Consider the following 14,495-nt stretch of genomic DNA (forward strand, 5'->3'; position numbering starts at 1 on the left):
GGGCAATGCCGGTCACGGTACGAAAGGCGGTGGTGGATGATGCATGGGCCGTTGCCGCAGCCCATGCGCGCTGCTGGCAGGAAACCTATGCCCAGTTGCTCCCGGCTGACCTGCTGCAGGCGGTGACCGTCGAAGGCCGGCACGCAGCCCGGGTACGCGTGCTGTCGGACCCCACTATCAAGTCATTCGTCGCCTGTCGCACCGCTGTCGGCGACGTTATCGGATTTGCCGACTGCGGTCCGCTGCGCAACGCCGCGCGATGCGTGTCGGGGGAGATCTATGCACTATATGTCCTGGCAGATCACCACGGCCAGGGCATCGGCTTCGGACTTTTTGCAGCTTGTATCCGGGAGTTTCTGGGCCGAGGCTTCACCTCAATGAAGCTGAGTGTGCTGGTCGACAACCGAAAGGCGCGACGCTTCTACGAAATGACCGGCGGCCGGTACGAGTCCACGACGATTTCGCGGCGAGGCGAGACGTATCTGGAGGAAGCCATCTATGGGTGGGCCAGCGCGGCGATGGCGCGGCTCGGTCGCGGCGAAGGCGCCAATCGATAGACCGTCACCCGCCCGCCATCCGAAACGCCCGCCGGTACTGGATCGCCTCGCCCACATGCGCGACGGTCAGCACGTCGGCGCCTTCCAGGTCCGCAATGGTCCGCGCCACCTTCAGCACGCGGTAGTACGACCGTGCCGACCACGCCATCCGTGTCATCGCGCCACGCAGTAGCGCCCGCGCCTGCGACTCCATCGTGCGGTGCATCTCGATCTCCTTGCCGCCCAGTTCGCTGTTGGGCTTGCCTTGCCGCGCAAGCTGTCGCTCACGCGCGGCCAGCACGCGGGCGCGCACCGTGGCGCTGGGCTCGCCCGGCGGGCCGTCGAGCATTTCGCCCTGGTCCTGCGCGGGCACTTCCACTTGGACTGGTAGCGCCGTATCTGCTCGGGCGTACAGCGGCAGGGGCGGTCGGGATGGCCGAGGTAGCCGCACGGGCAGGGGTTCATCGCCGCGATGAACTGGAAACAGGCCGGGAAGTCGGCGTGCCCGGCGGCGCGGGCGATGGTGATGCGGCCGGATTCCAGCGGCTCGCGCAGCACTTCAAGCACCCGGCGGTCGAATTCCGTGAACTCGTCGAGAAACAGCACGCCGTGGTGGGCCAGCGAGATCTCGCCCGGGCGCGGGTTGCCGCCGCCGCCGACCATCGCCGGTCCTGACGCGGTGTGGTGCGGCGCGCGGCACGGGCGCTGCGCCCACAGTTCGGCGCGGAAGCCGCCTGGCGTCAGGCTCATGACCGTGGCCGACTCCAGCGCTTCCTGCAGCGACATCGGCGGCAGCAGTCCCGGCAGCCACTGCGCCAGCATCGACTTGCCGGTGCCGGGCGGGCCGACCAGCAGCGCGGAGTGCTGGCAGGCCGCGGCGACTTCGATTGCCCGGCGCGCCTGCACTTGGCAGGCGGGCGTCGGGCAGGGGGCCGACGTGGTTGCACGCCTGGCGCAGCGTGGCGACGGCGTGCACCGCGAGGTCTTCGATCAGCGCGGCCTCGGCACCGTTGCCCGCCGCCACCATGAAGGCGCGCGGCGCTTCGCCGGCGGCCGCGCTCGCGGCGTTGTCGCGTGCCAGGCCCATCGCCATGGCGAGCGCGCCACGTACCGGGCGCAGTTCGCCGGACAGCGACAGCTCGGCGGCATATTCATGGTCGTCGAGTGCCTCGGACGGAATCTGGCCGCTGGCGGCCAGGATGCCCAGTGCGATCGCCAGGTCGAAGCGGCCCGACTCCTTGGGCAGGTCGGCCGGCGCCAGGTTGACGGTAGTCGGCGGTTGGGAAACTCGTAGCCGCTGTTGAGGATGGCGGCGCGCAGGCGCTCGCGGCTTTCGCGCACGCCGGTGTCGGCCAGGCCAACGATGGTGAAGGCCGGCAGGCCGTTGGCCAGGTGCGTCGCCACCCGCACCGGCGGGGCCGCGATGCCGGTCAGCGCCCGGCTGCGCAGGACGGCAAGGTTCATGTCATCGAACTGTTAACAAAAAAAAGGCCGCCAGGATTGGCGGCCTTCGGGCAGGCGGGCTTGGTCCGGCCGGCGCGGCGCGGTCATGCGCCCCCGGTCGAGTCCACCGCGCCGGCGCCGGGCGGGATGCCGGCGCGGCGCTCCAGCTCGGCCACGCGGCTTTCCAGTTCCTCCAGGCGGGCGCGGGTGCGGGCCAGCACCTGCGACTGGACGTCGAATTCCTCGCGCGTGACCAGGTCGAGGCGGGCGAAGCCCTGCGTCATCATGCTGCGCACGTTCTTTTCGATATCCCTTGCCGGCGAATTGCGCAGCGCCTCGCTGACCTTGTTCTGCAGGTCGTTGAAGAGATCGGTCGGTTTCATGGTTTCTCCTTTGTGCACCTGACTGGTGCCAATCCGGGTGGGCATCTGGCGTATAGCGCGCTTTCGCACAGGTTTTGGGCGCCCTCAATCCGGGCGGATCGCCCGCGCGTTTGCTGCTTCCTGCCACCGTCAGGGCTTGATTATCGCCCTTGCGCCACGCCGGCGAAAGCTCCGGCGTGCCGGCGTTCACACCTTTTAACCCGATCTGGCTTTGCCGCAAGGCAGATTCAAGCGCGCTTTGGTTCACTGCGAGGCGCTGGCCGCCGCGTGCCATCGCCGTCTTCCGACGGGGCTGGCACGGCTGTTGCAGTAGTGATCCCGACTGCCTCACAGAAATCCCAATAAACGAAATCCGAGCCCTCAGGAAAAAGGAGAAGAAATCCATGAAGAAGTTGGCCCTTGCAGTCAGCGCGGTCGTACTGTCCGGCGCCGCCGCCACCGCGTACGCGCAGAGCACGGACGCGGCGGCTGCCCCGGCGCCCGCCGCCGCTGCCGAGCCGGCATCGCCGCATACGTTCACGGCCAACGTGTCGCTAGTCTCGGACTACCGTTACCGCGGCATCAGTCAGACCAACCTGCGGCCCGCGATCCAGGGCGGCTTTGACTATGCGCACGAGAGCGGCTTCTACGTGGGCAACTGGAACTCCAGCATCAGCTGGCTCGAGGATGCCAATCCGGCGGTCTCGGCCCCAGTCGAGATGGATTTCTATGGCGGCTTCAAGAACACCTTCAAGGTTTCAGGCACCGAATTCAACTATGACCTGGGCGTGCTCCAGTACTACTATCCGGGCGGCTACAACAACCCGCGCCCGTACACCACGGAACTGTACGCCGGCATCGGCTGGGGCCCGGTCATGCTCAAGTACTCGCACTCGGTTACCAACCTGTTTGGCTGGGCCGACAGCAAGAACAGCTACTACGTCGACCTGAGCGCCAACGTCCCGCTGAACTTCTGGGACCTGACGCTGAACGCGCACGTCGGCTACCAAGGCGTGAAGCACAACAGCGATGCCTCGTACACCGACTGGAAGATCGGCCTGACCAAGGACCTGGGTAAGGGCTTTGCGCTGGCGGTCGCCTATGTCGACACCAATGCCAAGGAAGTGGCCTACACCAGCGCCAACCGTGGCCGCTACCTGGGCAAGGCGGCGGCGTGGGCCTCGATCACCAAGACTTTCTAACTCTGACGCAGCCCGGGCGGGCTGATGCCGGCCTGCCCCCAGGAGAATCCCGATGAAACTCATCATTGCAGTGATCAAGCCGTTCAAGCTCGACGAGGTGCGCGAAGCGCTGTCGGACGTGGGCGTGTCCGGCATCACCGTGACCGAAGTGAAAGGCTTCGGCCGCCAGAAGGGCCACACCGAGCTGTACCGCGGCGCGGAATACATCGTCGACTTCCTGCCCAAGGTGAAGATCGAAGTGGCGGTACCCGACGACGTAGTCGAGCGCGCCATCGAGGCGGTCGAGAAATCGGCCCGCACCGGCAAGATCGGCGACGGCAAGATCTTCGTGGCACCGATCGAGCAGGTCATCCGCATCCGCACCGGCGAGACCGGCGGCGATGCCCTGTGACCCCGAGACAGCACAACACAAGAGGTTAATCAAATGAAAACCTGGTTCAAGCGATTCCTGACGGCCGGCGCAATGGCGCTGGCCATCGGCACGGCGGGCGTGGGCATGTCCGCGCCGGCCGCCGCACAGGACAAGCCGGCAGCGGAGGCATCAGCCCCGGCCGCCTCCGCCGCCCCCGCCGCCGCCGCAGCAGCGCCGGCATCGGCTGCTGCCGCACCTGCCGCCGCTGCGCCGGCTGCCGCCGCCCCCGCGGAAGCTGCCGCCGCCGCACCTGCCGCGCCCGTGCCCAACAAGGGCGATACCGCCTGGCTGCTGGTCTCCACCGCTTTCGTGATCCTGATGACGCTGCCCGGCCTGGCACTGTTCTACGGCGGCCTGGTGCGCTCCAAGAACATGCTGTCGGTGCTGATGCAGTGCCTGGTGATCTTCTCGCTGGTGGCGCTGCTGTGGGCGATCTACGGCTACAGCTTTGCCTTTACCGAGGGTAACGCCTTCTTCGGCGGCACCGACCGGCTCTTCATGAAGGGGCTGACGGTCGAGGCCGTGGCCGCCACCTTCAGCAAGGGCGTGGTGGTGCCGGAACTGGGCTACTTCGCCTTCCAGTGCGCCTTCGCCTGCATTACCTGCGGCCTGATCATCGGCGCCTTCGCCGAACGCGCCAAGTTCTCGGCCGTGCTGGTGTTCGTGGTGCTGTGGTTCACGTTCTCGTACATCCCGATGGCCCACATGGTCTGGTTCTGGCCGGGTCCGGACGCCTACACCGACGCCGCCGCGGGCGCCGCGGCGACGGCCAAGTCCGGCTGGCTGTTCCAGAAGGGCGCGCTCGACTTCGCCGGCGGCACCGTGGTGCATATCAACGCCGCCGTGGCCGGCCTGGTGGGTGCCTATATGTTCGGCAAGCGTATCGGCTTTGGCCGCGAGGCGATCCGTCCGCACAGCCTGACCTTCACCATGGTGGGTGCCTCGCTGCTGTGGTTCGGCTGGTTCGGCTTCAACGCCGGCTCGGCCCTGGAAGCCAACGGTTCGGCCGCCCTGGCCTTCGTCAACACGCTGCTGGCCACCTGCACCGCGGTGCTGGCGTGGACCTTCGGCGAGTGGATCGGCAAGGGCAAGCCCTCGATGCTGGGCGGCGCCTCGGGCGCAGTGGCCGGCCTGGTGGCGATCACCCCGGCGGCCGGCTTCGTCGGCCCGATAGGCTCGATCGTGATCGGCCTGATCGCCGGCCTGCTGTGCCTGTGGGGCGTGACTGGCCTGAAGCGCATGCTGGGCATGGACGACTCGCTGGACGTGTTCGGTGTGCACGGCGTGGGCGGCATCGTGGGTGCGCTGCTGACCGGCGTGTTCGCCTCTCCCAGCCTGGGCGGCACGGGCATCTACGACTACGTGGCCAACAAGGTGGCGGATGACTATTCGATCGCCGGCCAGCTGTGGATCCAGTTCGAGGGCGTGCTGACCACGGTGGTGTGGTCGGGCGTGGTGGCCTTCGTGGCCTACAAGCTGGTGGACATGCTGATCGGACTGCGGGTGCCGGAAGACGAAGAGCGCGAGGGCCTGGATATCACCTCGCACGGCGAGACCGCATATGAAGTCTGATCACAAAGGTGTTGTGCTGGAGAGCTGATTGGGAATCGACTCTCAGGAGTTTCGCCCGGCCGTGTGCCGGGCTTTTTTATTTTCAGCCGGCGCGGCGCGGGCTCGGATTATGCTCGTCAGTGCCTGAAGTCGTGATTATGTGCAAAAGGCTTCCAAAGCCGCATCCGGCCGGTTCTTGCCGGGCTCCACGGTGGTATCCGGAAGCGGCGGCAAAGTCCGCCAGCCCAGCGCCGGCGCGGCCTGGCGGCTATCTCCCCGCACTGCACACGGGCTTTTCGCAGAGTGCTTAACTCCGATCTTAAAAAGCTTCAATTGTCTTTAATGTGCGGGGCACATACATTGCCAGTGAGGCAGTTTCCTCCACCTGCAGAACGCTCCCCGTATCTGTCAGGCCATTTGAAAGCGCGGCATCGCCGCGCTTTTTTTTGCCTGTACGAATGGCGTCCGGGCCGGTCGCCCGCCTCAAGCGCCGGCCGGCAACCGCGGGCACCGGCCGCCGCGTTGGCCGGGCCTTTATTTCCGCGCGCCCATCCCCATATCGTTATCCCTTAAGCCATGGCCTGCATATCCTTATAAAGGGTGTGCCAGCGCCTGTTTGGCCGTTCCTCTACAATCGGGGCGAACGATAAAGACGATCTATAGGATGGATATGGTCCCGCATCTCATCACCGCGCTGAACGGTCCGCTGCTCGAACTGGAAAAGAAGATCCTGGACGCCACGCCGTCCATCGAGCGCTGGTTCAGACTGGAATGGCAGGAGCATACCCCTCCGTTCTATTGCTCGGTGGACCTGCGCAATGCCGGCTTCAAGCTGGCGCCGGTCGATACCAACCTGTTCCCGGGCGGCTTCAACAACCTGGCGCCCGAAATGCTGCCGCTGGCGGTGCAGGCGGCGATGGCGGCGATCGAGAAGATCTGCCCGGACGCCAAGAACCTGCTGCTGATCCCCGAGCGTCACACCCGCAACATGTTCTACCTGCAGAACGTGGCGCGGCTGTCGCTGATCATGCGCCAGGCGGGCCTGAACGTGCGCCTGGGCTCGCTCTCCGAGGAAATCACCGAACCGACCCCGATCGAGCTGCCCGACGGCCAGACCCTGGTGGTCGAGCCGCTGGCGCGCCTGGGTACCAGGGGCCGCCGGCTGGGGCTGAAGGATTTCGACCCGTGTTCGATCCTGCTGAACAACGACTTGTCGGCCGGGATCCCACCGATCCTGGAAAACATCAACGAGCAGTACCTGTTGCCGCCGCTGCATGCCGGCTGGTCCACCCGCCGCAAGAGCAGCCACTTTGCCGCCTATGACGAGGTGGCGAAGAAGTTCGCCAAGCTGATCGACATCGACCAGTGGATGGTCAACCCGTACTTTGCGCGCACCACCGGAGTGAATTTCCACGAGCGCGTGGGCGAGGAAGAACTGGCCGACGCGGTGGAAGGCGTGCTCAAGAAAATCGCCAAGAAGTACCGCGAGTACGGCATCAAGGAAACGCCGTACGTGGTGGTCAAGGCCGATGCCGGCACTTACGGCATGGGCATCATGACCGTGCGTGACCCGTCCGAGATCAAGGGCCTGAACCGGAAGGAGCGCAACAAGATGAGCGTCGTCAAGGAAGGCCTTGAGGTCAGCGACGTGATTATCCAGGAAGGCGTGCACACCTTCGAGAAGGTCAACGAGGCGGTGGCCGAGCCGGTGGTCTACATGATCGATCGCTACGTGGTCGGCGGCTTCTACCGCGTGCACACCGGCCGCGGCAATGACGAGAACCTGAACGCCCCGGGCATGCACTTCGTGCCGCTGGCGTTTGCCCCCAACGGCATCCCCGACTCCCACGCCAAGCCCGGCGCGGCGGTGCCTAACCGGTTCTACATGTACGGCGTGGTGGCGCGGCTGGCGCTGCTGGCGGCGTCGCTGGAACTCGAGAAAACCGACCCGAACCCGATCCTGTGACGAGCCCCATGCGCATCCTCTTCATCACTGACCCGCTGGAGACCTTCAAGACCTACAAGGACTCCACCTACGCCATGATGACCGAGGCCGCCGCGCGCGGCCACGAATTGTACTGGTGCCTGCAGCCGCAACTGACGCTGTCCGGCCGCGTGGTCGAGACCATGGCCACACGGCTGCACCTGACCGACGACGACCATGCCTGGTACCGCGAAGGCAACAGCGCGCTGGAGCCGCTGTCCGCCTTCGACGCGGTGCTGATGCGCAAGGATCCGCCGTTCGACATGGAGTACGTCACCAGCACCTGGCTGCTGGAGCTGGCCGAGTCGCAGGGCGCGCGCGTGTTCAACAAGCCGCGCGCGATCCGCGACCATTCCGAGAAGCTGGCGATCGCCCAGTACCCGGAATTCATCACGCCGACGCTGGTCACGCGTGACCTGGCGCGCATCCGCGACTTCCACGCCGAGCACCGCGACATCATCGTCAAGCCGCTCGATGGCATGGGCGGCATGGGCGTGTTCCGCGTCGGTGCGGACGGCATGAACCTGGCCGCGATCGTCGAGACGCTGGGCCATGACGGCGCGCGCACTCTGATGGTGCAGCGCTATATTCCGGCGATCAAGGACGGCGACAAGCGCATCCTGCTCATCGGCGGCGTGCCGGTGCCGTATTCGCTGGCGCGGGTGCCGATGGCTGGCGAAGTGCGCGGCAACCTGGCCGCCGGCGGCACCGGACGCGCGCAGGAGCTGAGCAAGCGCGACCGCGAGATCGCCGAGGCGCTGGCGCCGGGGCTGTGGGAGCAGGGCTTGCTGCTGGTGGGGCTGGATGTGATCGGCGACTTCCTGACCGAGGTCAATGTGACGAGCCCGACCTGTTTCCAGGAAATCACCCAGCAGACCGGCTTCCACGTCGCGGCGATGTTCATCGACGCGCTGGAGCATGCCGTGGGCGCCGCCGGCAGCTGAAACCTGACCGCCCCGGACGTGAGCGGGAGTGCGGGGGGCGCCTGCTACAATCTGGGCAATCCAACGGATTCACCATCATGGCAGGCATCCTCATCATCGCGCACACCCCGCTGGCTTCGGCGCTGCGCGATTGCGCCGCCCACGTCTACTGCGGCCAGCCGCAGCGGCTGGAAGCCATCGACGTCCTTCCCGACGCGGATCCCGCCGCCGTGCTGGCTGAAGCCCGGCGCCGGCTGGCCGCGATCTGTGAAGACAACGGCGCGCTGGTACTTACCGACATCTTCGGCGCCACCCCCGCCAATATCGCCGCGCGTCTGGCCGAGCCGGGTCGCGTGCGCGTGCTGGCCGGTGTCAACCTTCCCATGCTCGTGCGCGCGATCTGCTACCGCGGCGAAAAGCTCGACCAGCTTGCCACCAAGGCGCTGGCCGGCGGCTCGCAGGGCGTGCTGCAGGTCGGCACCACCACCGTACAGAACCAAACCGCCAATCATCCCGACAAATATGCTGCAGAGGGACACCACCATCATCAATAAGCTCGGACTGCATGCTCGCGCGTCCGCAAAGCTGACCCAGCTCGCAGGCAGCTTTGTCAGCCAGGTCAAGATGTCCCGCAACGGACGCCAGGTCGATGCCAAGAGCATCATGGGCGTGATGATGCTGGCGGCCGGGATCGGTTCGACCATCACCCTCGAGACCGACGGGCCCGACGAGCAGGAGGCGATGGACGCGCTGCTGGCGCTGATCGCCAATCGTTTTGGTGAGGGAGAGTGAGGCCGGCGGCCTCGACATAAATTCTTAAACGTTCCTGACGGAGCGGTACATGCCTTTCGCCTTGCACGGCATCCCGGTCTCGCGTGGCGTCGCCATCGGGCGCGCACACCTGCTCGCGCCCGCGGCGCTGGATGTGTCGCATTACCTGGTCGATGAAGACCGGCTCGACGCCGAGGTCGAACGGCTGCGCGCCGCGCGCGCCGCGGTACGGGCGGAACTGGCGGCGCTCAAGCGCGACCTGCCGCGCGACGCGCCCGAGGAGCTGGGTGCCTTCCTCGACGTGCACGCGATGATCCTCGACGACGAGGCGCTGGCGCGCGAGCCCGAGGCGCTGATCCGGGGCCGCCGCTACAACGCCGAGTGGGCACTCACCACGCGCCTCGAAGAGCTGATGCGCCAGTTCGACGAAATCGAGGACGAGTACCTGCGCGAGCGCAAGACCGATATCCGGCAGGTGGTGGAGCGCATCCTGAAGGCGTTGGCCGGCGCCCCCGTGCTGGTGCCCGCGCCGGTGCCGGCGCTGGCCGCCGACGGCGAAGCCGCCCCTGGCGTGATCGTGGTCGCCCACGACATCGCCCCGGCCGACATGCTGCAGTTCCGCCACACCATCTTCCACGGGTTTGTGACCGACATGGGCGGGCGCACCTCGCATACGGCCATCGTCGCGCGCAGCCTGGATATCCCGGCCGCGGTCGGCGTGCAGAGCGCGAGCGAGCTGATTCGCCAGGACGACTGGATCATCGTCGACGGCGATGCCGGGCTGGTGATCGTCGACCCGACCGCCATCATCCTCGAGGAATACCGCCACCGGCAGAGCGAGCGCGCGCTGGAGAAGAAGCGCCTGCAACGCTTGCGGCACACGCCGGCGGTAACACTGGACGGGCTCGAGATCGAGCTGCTGGCCAATATCGAGATGGCCGAGGACGCCGGCGCGGCGCTGGTGGCCGGCGCGGTCGGCGTGGGCCTGTTCCGTTCCGAATTCCTGTTCATGAACCGGCGCGACGAGTTGCCGGACGAGGACGAGCAGTTCCAGGCCTACCGCGGTGCGGTCGACGCCATGCACGGCCTGCCGGTGACCATCCGCACCATCGATGTCGGCGCCGACAAGCCGCTGGATGGCCGTGATGGCCGTGGCGACGAGTTCGAGACTGCGCTGAATCCCGCGCTGGGCCTGCGCGCGATCCGCTGGTCGCTGTCAGAGCCAGGCATGTTCCTGACCCAGTTGCGCGCGCTATTGCGCGCCTCGGCCTTTGGCCCGGTGCGGCTGCTGGTGCCGATGCTGGCGCATGCCAGGGAGATCGACCAGACCCTGGCGCTGATCGCCAAGGCCAAGCGCCAGCTGGATGAGCGCGGCGAGCCCTACGACCCGGGCATGAAGGTCGGCGCCATGATCGAGATCCCGGCCGCGGTGCTGCTGCTGCCGCTGTTCCTGCGCAAGATGGACTTCCTGTCCATCGGCACCAACGACCTGATCCAGTACACGCTGGCAATCGACCGCGCCGACAACGCGGTGGCGCACCTGTTCGACCCGCTGCACCCGGCGGTGCTGCAATTGGTGGCGCGCACCATCCGCGAAGCCAATCGTGCCGGCGTGCCGGTGGCGGTGTGCGGCGAGATGGCGGGCGACCCGTCGATGACGCGGCTGCTGCTGGGCATGGGCCTGCGCGAGTTCTCGATGCACCCGGCGCAGCTGCTGCGGGTCAAGCAGGAGATCCTGCACGCCAACTGCCAGTTGCTCGAGCCGCTGGTCGACCAGGTGCTCAATACCTACGACCCGGAGGAGCAGGCCGCAGCCCTGCGGTTGCTCGCGAGACCCTGACGCCATCAGGGTTTTCTGATGGTGGAATGCGGCAGCCGCGGCACATTCAATGCTTCGAAAGTGCCGCTGTCGCCGCCTTCTTTTCGCGCCTTGTGCCGTTCTCCCGACCTCCTCGCATGTGGCTTAATGGGAATTGTTATCATTTTGCATCTCTGATATTCTGACGTTCATTCGCGGTGGCATGCCGGTGCCACGCGCCCCACAGGAGGGAGTTGTGTACGTCTGCATCTGCAACCAGATCACCGATCGTGAGATCCACGGTGCCGCACACCTTGGCGTCGAAACCCTCGACGAACTGGCCGAAACGCTTGGCGTCGGCACGTGCTGCGGTCGCTGCCGCGACTGCGCGCAGCAGGTGTTGCAGGAAGGCGTGGCAGCGGTGCGGAATGTCACCGTGGCGACCCTCGCCAACATTCAGGTTGTGGAGATTTCTTCCTGTTCCGCATCGGGCCCATGTACCATAATGGACACTCGGGACCCGGCAGTCGCGAACGACCAGCGCAAGGCGTTGGTTGCCTGAACGCGCCCATATGAACTGAAAGTCAGTTCACGGCGCGTTTTGCGCATTTCCTTTTTCACCGACTGCACGCGGCGCCATTGGCGCCGCTTCGTGTTTTTGCGCGGGCCCGATGTAACAGGAGCCGCCAATGAAAGGTGACAAGAAGGTCATCCAGCATCTGAACGCCCAGCTCAAGAACGAGCTGACCGCGATCAACCAGTATTTCCTGCACGCCCGCATGTATCGCCACTGGGGCCTGAAAAAGCTCGGCGACGTCGAGTACAAGGAATCGATCGGCGAAATGAAGCACGCCGACCGCCTGATCGAGCGCATCCTGATGCTGGACGGCCTGCCCAACCTGCAGGACCTGCACAAGCTGCTGCTGGGCGAAGACACGCCCGAGATGCTCAAGTGCGACCTGAAGCTGGAGCAGACCGCGCACGCCACCGTCAAGGAAGGCATTGCCTACTGCGAATCCGTCGGCGATTACGTCAGCCGCGAAATCCTGGTCGATATCCTCACCGATACGGAGGAACATATCGAATACCTGGAAACGCAGCTGGACCTGATCGACAAGGTCGGGCTGCAGAACTACCTGCAGTCGCAGATGGAGCCGGGGGAGCAGTAAGCCGCCGTCTCCGGCGCGGCCGCCGCTGCAGTGTCCCTGCGCAGGTGGCCGGCCCCAGCGCGCGGCGCCATCCGGCGCTGCCACCTTGCTTGCTTGTTTGCAGTAACCCTTCTCATTCCAATTCCTCTCTTCATCCAGGCGTGCCTGACCGGGTAGTGGCTCCTGCCCGGGCAGGGCGCCGCGACGGAGCCAGCCATGACCAATCCTATCCGCCTGACGCAGTACAGCCACGGCGCCGGCTGCGGCTGCAAGATTTCCCCGAAAGTGCTCGACGTGATCCTCGCGGGCAGTGGTGCGCAGCACCTGGACCCGCGGCTGTGGGTCGGCAATGCCTCGCGCGACGATGCGGCGGTGTATGCGCTGGATGGCGCCGACGGTGAGCGGGGCGTGGTGTCTACTACCGACTTCTTCATGCCCATCGTCGACGATCCGTTCGACTTCGGGCGTATCGCCGCCACCAATGCCATCAGCGATATCTACGCGATGGGCGGCGATCCGCTGATGGCCATCGCCATCCTCGGCTGGCCCGTCAACGTGCTGCCGCCCGAGGTGGCGCGCGAAGTGGTGGCGGGCGGGCGCCGCGCCTGCGACGACGCCGGCATTCCGCTGGCGGGCGGGCATTCGATCGATGCGCCGGAGCCGATCTTCGGGCTGGCGGTGACCGGCATCGTCGAACGCGCGCACCTGAAGCGCAACGACACTGCCACGCCCGGTTCCCGGCTGTACCTGACCAAGCCGCTGGGCATCGGCGTGCTGACCACCGCCGAAAAGAAGGGTTTGCTGCGCGCCGACAACCGTCACCTGGCGCGCGACTGGATGTGTGTGCTGAACCGGCCCGGCAGCGCGTTCGGACGCCTGGCGGGCGTGTGCGCGATGACTGACGTCACCGGCTTCGGCCTGCTCGGCCACCTGGTGGAGATGGCCGACGGCAGCGGCCTGACCGCGCGGCTGGACTATGCCGCGGTGCCGGTGCTGGATGACGTGGTCGACTACATCGGCCAGGGCAGCGTGCCGGGCGGCACGCAGCGCAACTTCGACAGCTACGGCCACCGCATCACGCCGCTGACCGACGTGCAGCGCGCGGTGCTGTGCGATCCGCAGACCAGTGGCGGCCTGCTGGTGGCGGTGGAGCCTGCCGGCGAAGCCGAATTCGTAGCTGAGTGCGCGCGCCTCGGGCTGTCGCTGGCGCCGGTCGGCGAGATGGTGGCGCGCGCCGCGCTTGCAGTCGAGATCCAGTGATGCGCGAAGACACCGCCGACTTCCGTTCGCTGTTCCTCAGCGGTGTGGCGATGATGGATGTGCGCGCACCGCTGGAATTCGCGCGCGGGGCCTTCCCGGGCGCAGTGAATCTGCCGTTGATGGACGATGCCGAGCGGCACGAGGTTGGCCTGTGCTACGCGCAGAAGGGCCAGCAGGCGGCGATCGTGCTGGGCCACCAGCTAGTGTCGGGCGAACGCAAGGCGGCGCGGATCGCGGCGTGGGCGGAGTTTGCGCGCGCGCATCCGGATGGCTACCTGTATTGCTTCCGCGGCGGGCTGCGCTCGCAGCTGGTGCAGCAATGGCTGCGTGAAGCGGGTGTCAACTACCCGCGCGTCACCGGCGGCTACAAGGCGATGCGAGGCTTCCTGATCTCGGCCATCGATACGGCCGCCACCGAGCAGCGGTGGGTCGTGCTCGGCGGGCTGACCGGCAGCGGCAAGACCGACGTGCTGGCCGACGTGCCCGCCGCGATCGACCTGGAGGGCCATGCGCGCCACCGTGGCTCGGCATTCGGGCGCCGCGCGCTGGCGCAGCCGCAGCAGGTCGATTTCGAGAACGCGCTGGCGATCGACCTGCTGCGCCATATCGACACAGGCTTCCACGCGCTGGTGGTGGAAGACGAAGGCCGCTATATCGGCAGCCGTGACGTGCCGCAGGCGCTGACGCAGCGCATGCAGGCGAGCCCGCTGGTATGGCTGGAGGCGTCGTTCGAGCAACGCGTGGAGCGCGTGCTGCGCGACTACGTGCAGGGACTGGCGGCGGAGTTTATCGCCGAGAAGGGAACGGCGAAGGGCTTCGAGGCCTACGCCGCGCGCCTGCGCGAAGCGATGGCCGCTATCGCTCCAAGGCTGGGCGGGGCGCGCTACGGCAAGTTATCGAGCCTGCTGGAGCAGGCGCTGGCACGGCAGGCGGATTCCGGCGAAGTGGCGTTGCACTGTGGCTGGATCGAAGTGCTGCTGCGCGATTACTACGATCCGATGTACGACTACCAGCGCGAGCAGCGCACCGCGCGCATCGTCTTCCGCGGCGACCGCGCCGCCGTTACCGACTGGCTACGGGCGCATGCGGCGCCGCAGGACTAGGC

The 14,495-nt window shown here is 66.6% G+C and carries 14 protein-coding genes and 1 pseudogene; 13 read left to right on the forward strand and 2 right to left on the reverse strand.

The window, feature by feature from the left end; genetic code table 11:
* The first annotated feature begins 5 nt into the window (after positions 1-5).
* Positions 6-557 (forward strand): GNAT family N-acetyltransferase, encoded by a 552-nt coding sequence (locus K307_RS44590; RefSeq protein WP_051975201.1) that lies wholly within the window; start codon positions 6-8, stop codon positions 555-557.
* A gap of 4 nt (positions 558-561) precedes the next feature.
* On the opposite strand, the pseudogene K307_RS27130 reads toward K307_RS44590, so the two are convergent.
* A pseudogene (locus tag K307_RS27130) lies at positions 562-2,000 on the reverse strand (YifB family Mg chelatase-like AAA ATPase).
* A gap of 83 nt (positions 2,001-2,083) precedes the next feature.
* On the reverse strand, positions 2,084-2,362 hold the full coding sequence (locus K307_RS27135) for an accessory factor UbiK family protein (protein ID WP_042883924.1): 279 nt from the start codon (positions 2,360-2,362) through the stop codon (positions 2,084-2,086).
* A gap of 383 nt (positions 2,363-2,745) precedes the next feature.
* Here K307_RS27135 and K307_RS27140 point away from each other — a divergent pair, with 383 nt between their 5' ends.
* From K307_RS27140 to mnmH, 12 genes are all read left to right on the forward strand, one after another.
* Entirely contained in the window at positions 2,746-3,543 is a 798-nt protein-coding gene (locus K307_RS27140; protein ID WP_042883925.1) for a TorF family putative porin, read from the forward strand.
* Between the two features lie 52 nt (positions 3,544-3,595).
* Positions 3,596-3,934, forward strand: a complete 339-nt coding sequence (locus tag K307_RS27145) for a P-II family nitrogen regulator (protein ID WP_010814843.1) — start codon at positions 3,596-3,598, stop codon at positions 3,932-3,934.
* A gap of 33 nt (positions 3,935-3,967) precedes the next feature.
* Entirely contained in the window at positions 3,968-5,527 is a 1,560-nt protein-coding gene (gene amt, locus K307_RS27150) for an ammonium transporter (RefSeq protein WP_042883926.1), read from the forward strand.
* Between the two features lie 649 nt (positions 5,528-6,176).
* Positions 6,177-7,472: a glutamate--cysteine ligase gene (gshA, locus tag K307_RS27155; RefSeq protein ID WP_042887459.1), complete on the forward strand. Its 1,296-nt coding sequence runs from the start codon at positions 6,177-6,179 to the stop codon at positions 7,470-7,472.
* 8 nt (positions 7,473-7,480) lie between these two features.
* Positions 7,481-8,434: a glutathione synthase gene (gene gshB, locus K307_RS27160; protein WP_042883927.1), complete on the forward strand. Its 954-nt coding sequence runs from the start codon at positions 7,481-7,483 to the stop codon at positions 8,432-8,434.
* Between the two features lie 77 nt (positions 8,435-8,511).
* Positions 8,512-8,967, forward strand: a complete 456-nt coding sequence (locus tag K307_RS27165) for a PTS sugar transporter subunit IIA (protein ID WP_022533397.1) — start codon at positions 8,512-8,514, stop codon at positions 8,965-8,967.
* The gene (locus tag K307_RS27170) at positions 8,936-9,205 is read left to right on the forward strand and encodes an HPr family phosphocarrier protein (protein WP_022533398.1); all 270 of its coding nucleotides are present in this window, start codon (positions 8,936-8,938) and stop codon (positions 9,203-9,205) included. Before K307_RS27165 ends, K307_RS27170 begins: the two co-directional genes overlap by 32 nt.
* 49 nt (positions 9,206-9,254) lie before the next feature.
* Positions 9,255-11,024: a phosphoenolpyruvate--protein phosphotransferase gene (gene ptsP / locus K307_RS27175; protein WP_042883928.1), complete on the forward strand. Its 1,770-nt coding sequence runs from the start codon at positions 9,255-9,257 to the stop codon at positions 11,022-11,024.
* Positions 11,025-11,238: 214 nt separating this feature from the next.
* Positions 11,239-11,544, forward strand: coding sequence for a (2Fe-2S)-binding protein (locus tag K307_RS27180; protein ID WP_042883929.1), 306 nt, complete (start codon positions 11,239-11,241; stop codon positions 11,542-11,544).
* Positions 11,545-11,671: 127 nt separating this feature from the next.
* Positions 11,672-12,151, forward strand: coding sequence for a bacterioferritin (gene bfr, locus K307_RS27185; protein WP_010814835.1), 480 nt, complete (start codon positions 11,672-11,674; stop codon positions 12,149-12,151).
* Positions 12,152-12,346: 195 nt separating this feature from the next.
* Positions 12,347-13,390 carry a selenide, water dikinase SelD gene (gene selD / locus K307_RS27190; protein WP_042883930.1) on the forward strand — a complete coding sequence of 348 codons (1,044 nt, stop codon included), beginning with the start codon at positions 12,347-12,349 and terminating at the stop codon, positions 13,388-13,390.
* Positions 13,390-14,493, forward strand: coding sequence for a tRNA 2-selenouridine(34) synthase MnmH (gene mnmH / locus K307_RS27195; protein WP_042883931.1), 1,104 nt, complete (start codon positions 13,390-13,392; stop codon positions 14,491-14,493). Before selD ends, mnmH begins: the two co-directional genes overlap by 1 nt.
* The last annotated feature ends 2 nt before the right edge of the window (positions 14,494-14,495 follow it).

It is taken from the genome of Cupriavidus necator A5-1, from assembly GCF_000744095.1.
Taxonomy (GTDB): Bacteria; Pseudomonadota; Gammaproteobacteria; order Burkholderiales; family Burkholderiaceae; genus Cupriavidus; species Cupriavidus necator_A.

Coding starts and splice junctions, on each gene's coding strand:
- K307_RS44590 (WP_051975201.1), top strand. CDS start 6: ATGCCGGTCACGGTACGAAAGGCGGTGGTGGATGATGCATGGGCCGTT.
- K307_RS27135 (WP_042883924.1), bottom strand. CDS start 2,362: ATGAAACCGACCGATCTCTTCAACGACCTGCAGAACAAGGTCAGCGAG.
- K307_RS27140 (WP_042883925.1), top strand. CDS start 2,746: ATGAAGAAGTTGGCCCTTGCAGTCAGCGCGGTCGTACTGTCCGGCGCC.
- K307_RS27145 (WP_010814843.1), top strand. CDS start 3,596: ATGAAACTCATCATTGCAGTGATCAAGCCGTTCAAGCTCGACGAGGTG.
- amt (WP_042883926.1), top strand. CDS start 3,968: ATGAAAACCTGGTTCAAGCGATTCCTGACGGCCGGCGCAATGGCGCTG.
- gshA (WP_042887459.1), top strand. CDS start 6,177: ATGGTCCCGCATCTCATCACCGCGCTGAACGGTCCGCTGCTCGAACTG.
- gshB (WP_042883927.1), top strand. CDS start 7,481: ATGCGCATCCTCTTCATCACTGACCCGCTGGAGACCTTCAAGACCTAC.
- K307_RS27165 (WP_022533397.1), top strand. CDS start 8,512: ATGGCAGGCATCCTCATCATCGCGCACACCCCGCTGGCTTCGGCGCTG.
- K307_RS27170 (WP_022533398.1), top strand. CDS start 8,936: ATGCTGCAGAGGGACACCACCATCATCAATAAGCTCGGACTGCATGCT.
- ptsP (WP_042883928.1), top strand. CDS start 9,255: ATGCCTTTCGCCTTGCACGGCATCCCGGTCTCGCGTGGCGTCGCCATC.
- bfr (WP_010814835.1), top strand. CDS start 11,672: ATGAAAGGTGACAAGAAGGTCATCCAGCATCTGAACGCCCAGCTCAAG.
- selD (WP_042883930.1), top strand. CDS start 12,347: ATGACCAATCCTATCCGCCTGACGCAGTACAGCCACGGCGCCGGCTGC.
- mnmH (WP_042883931.1), top strand. CDS start 13,390: ATGCGCGAAGACACCGCCGACTTCCGTTCGCTGTTCCTCAGCGGTGTG.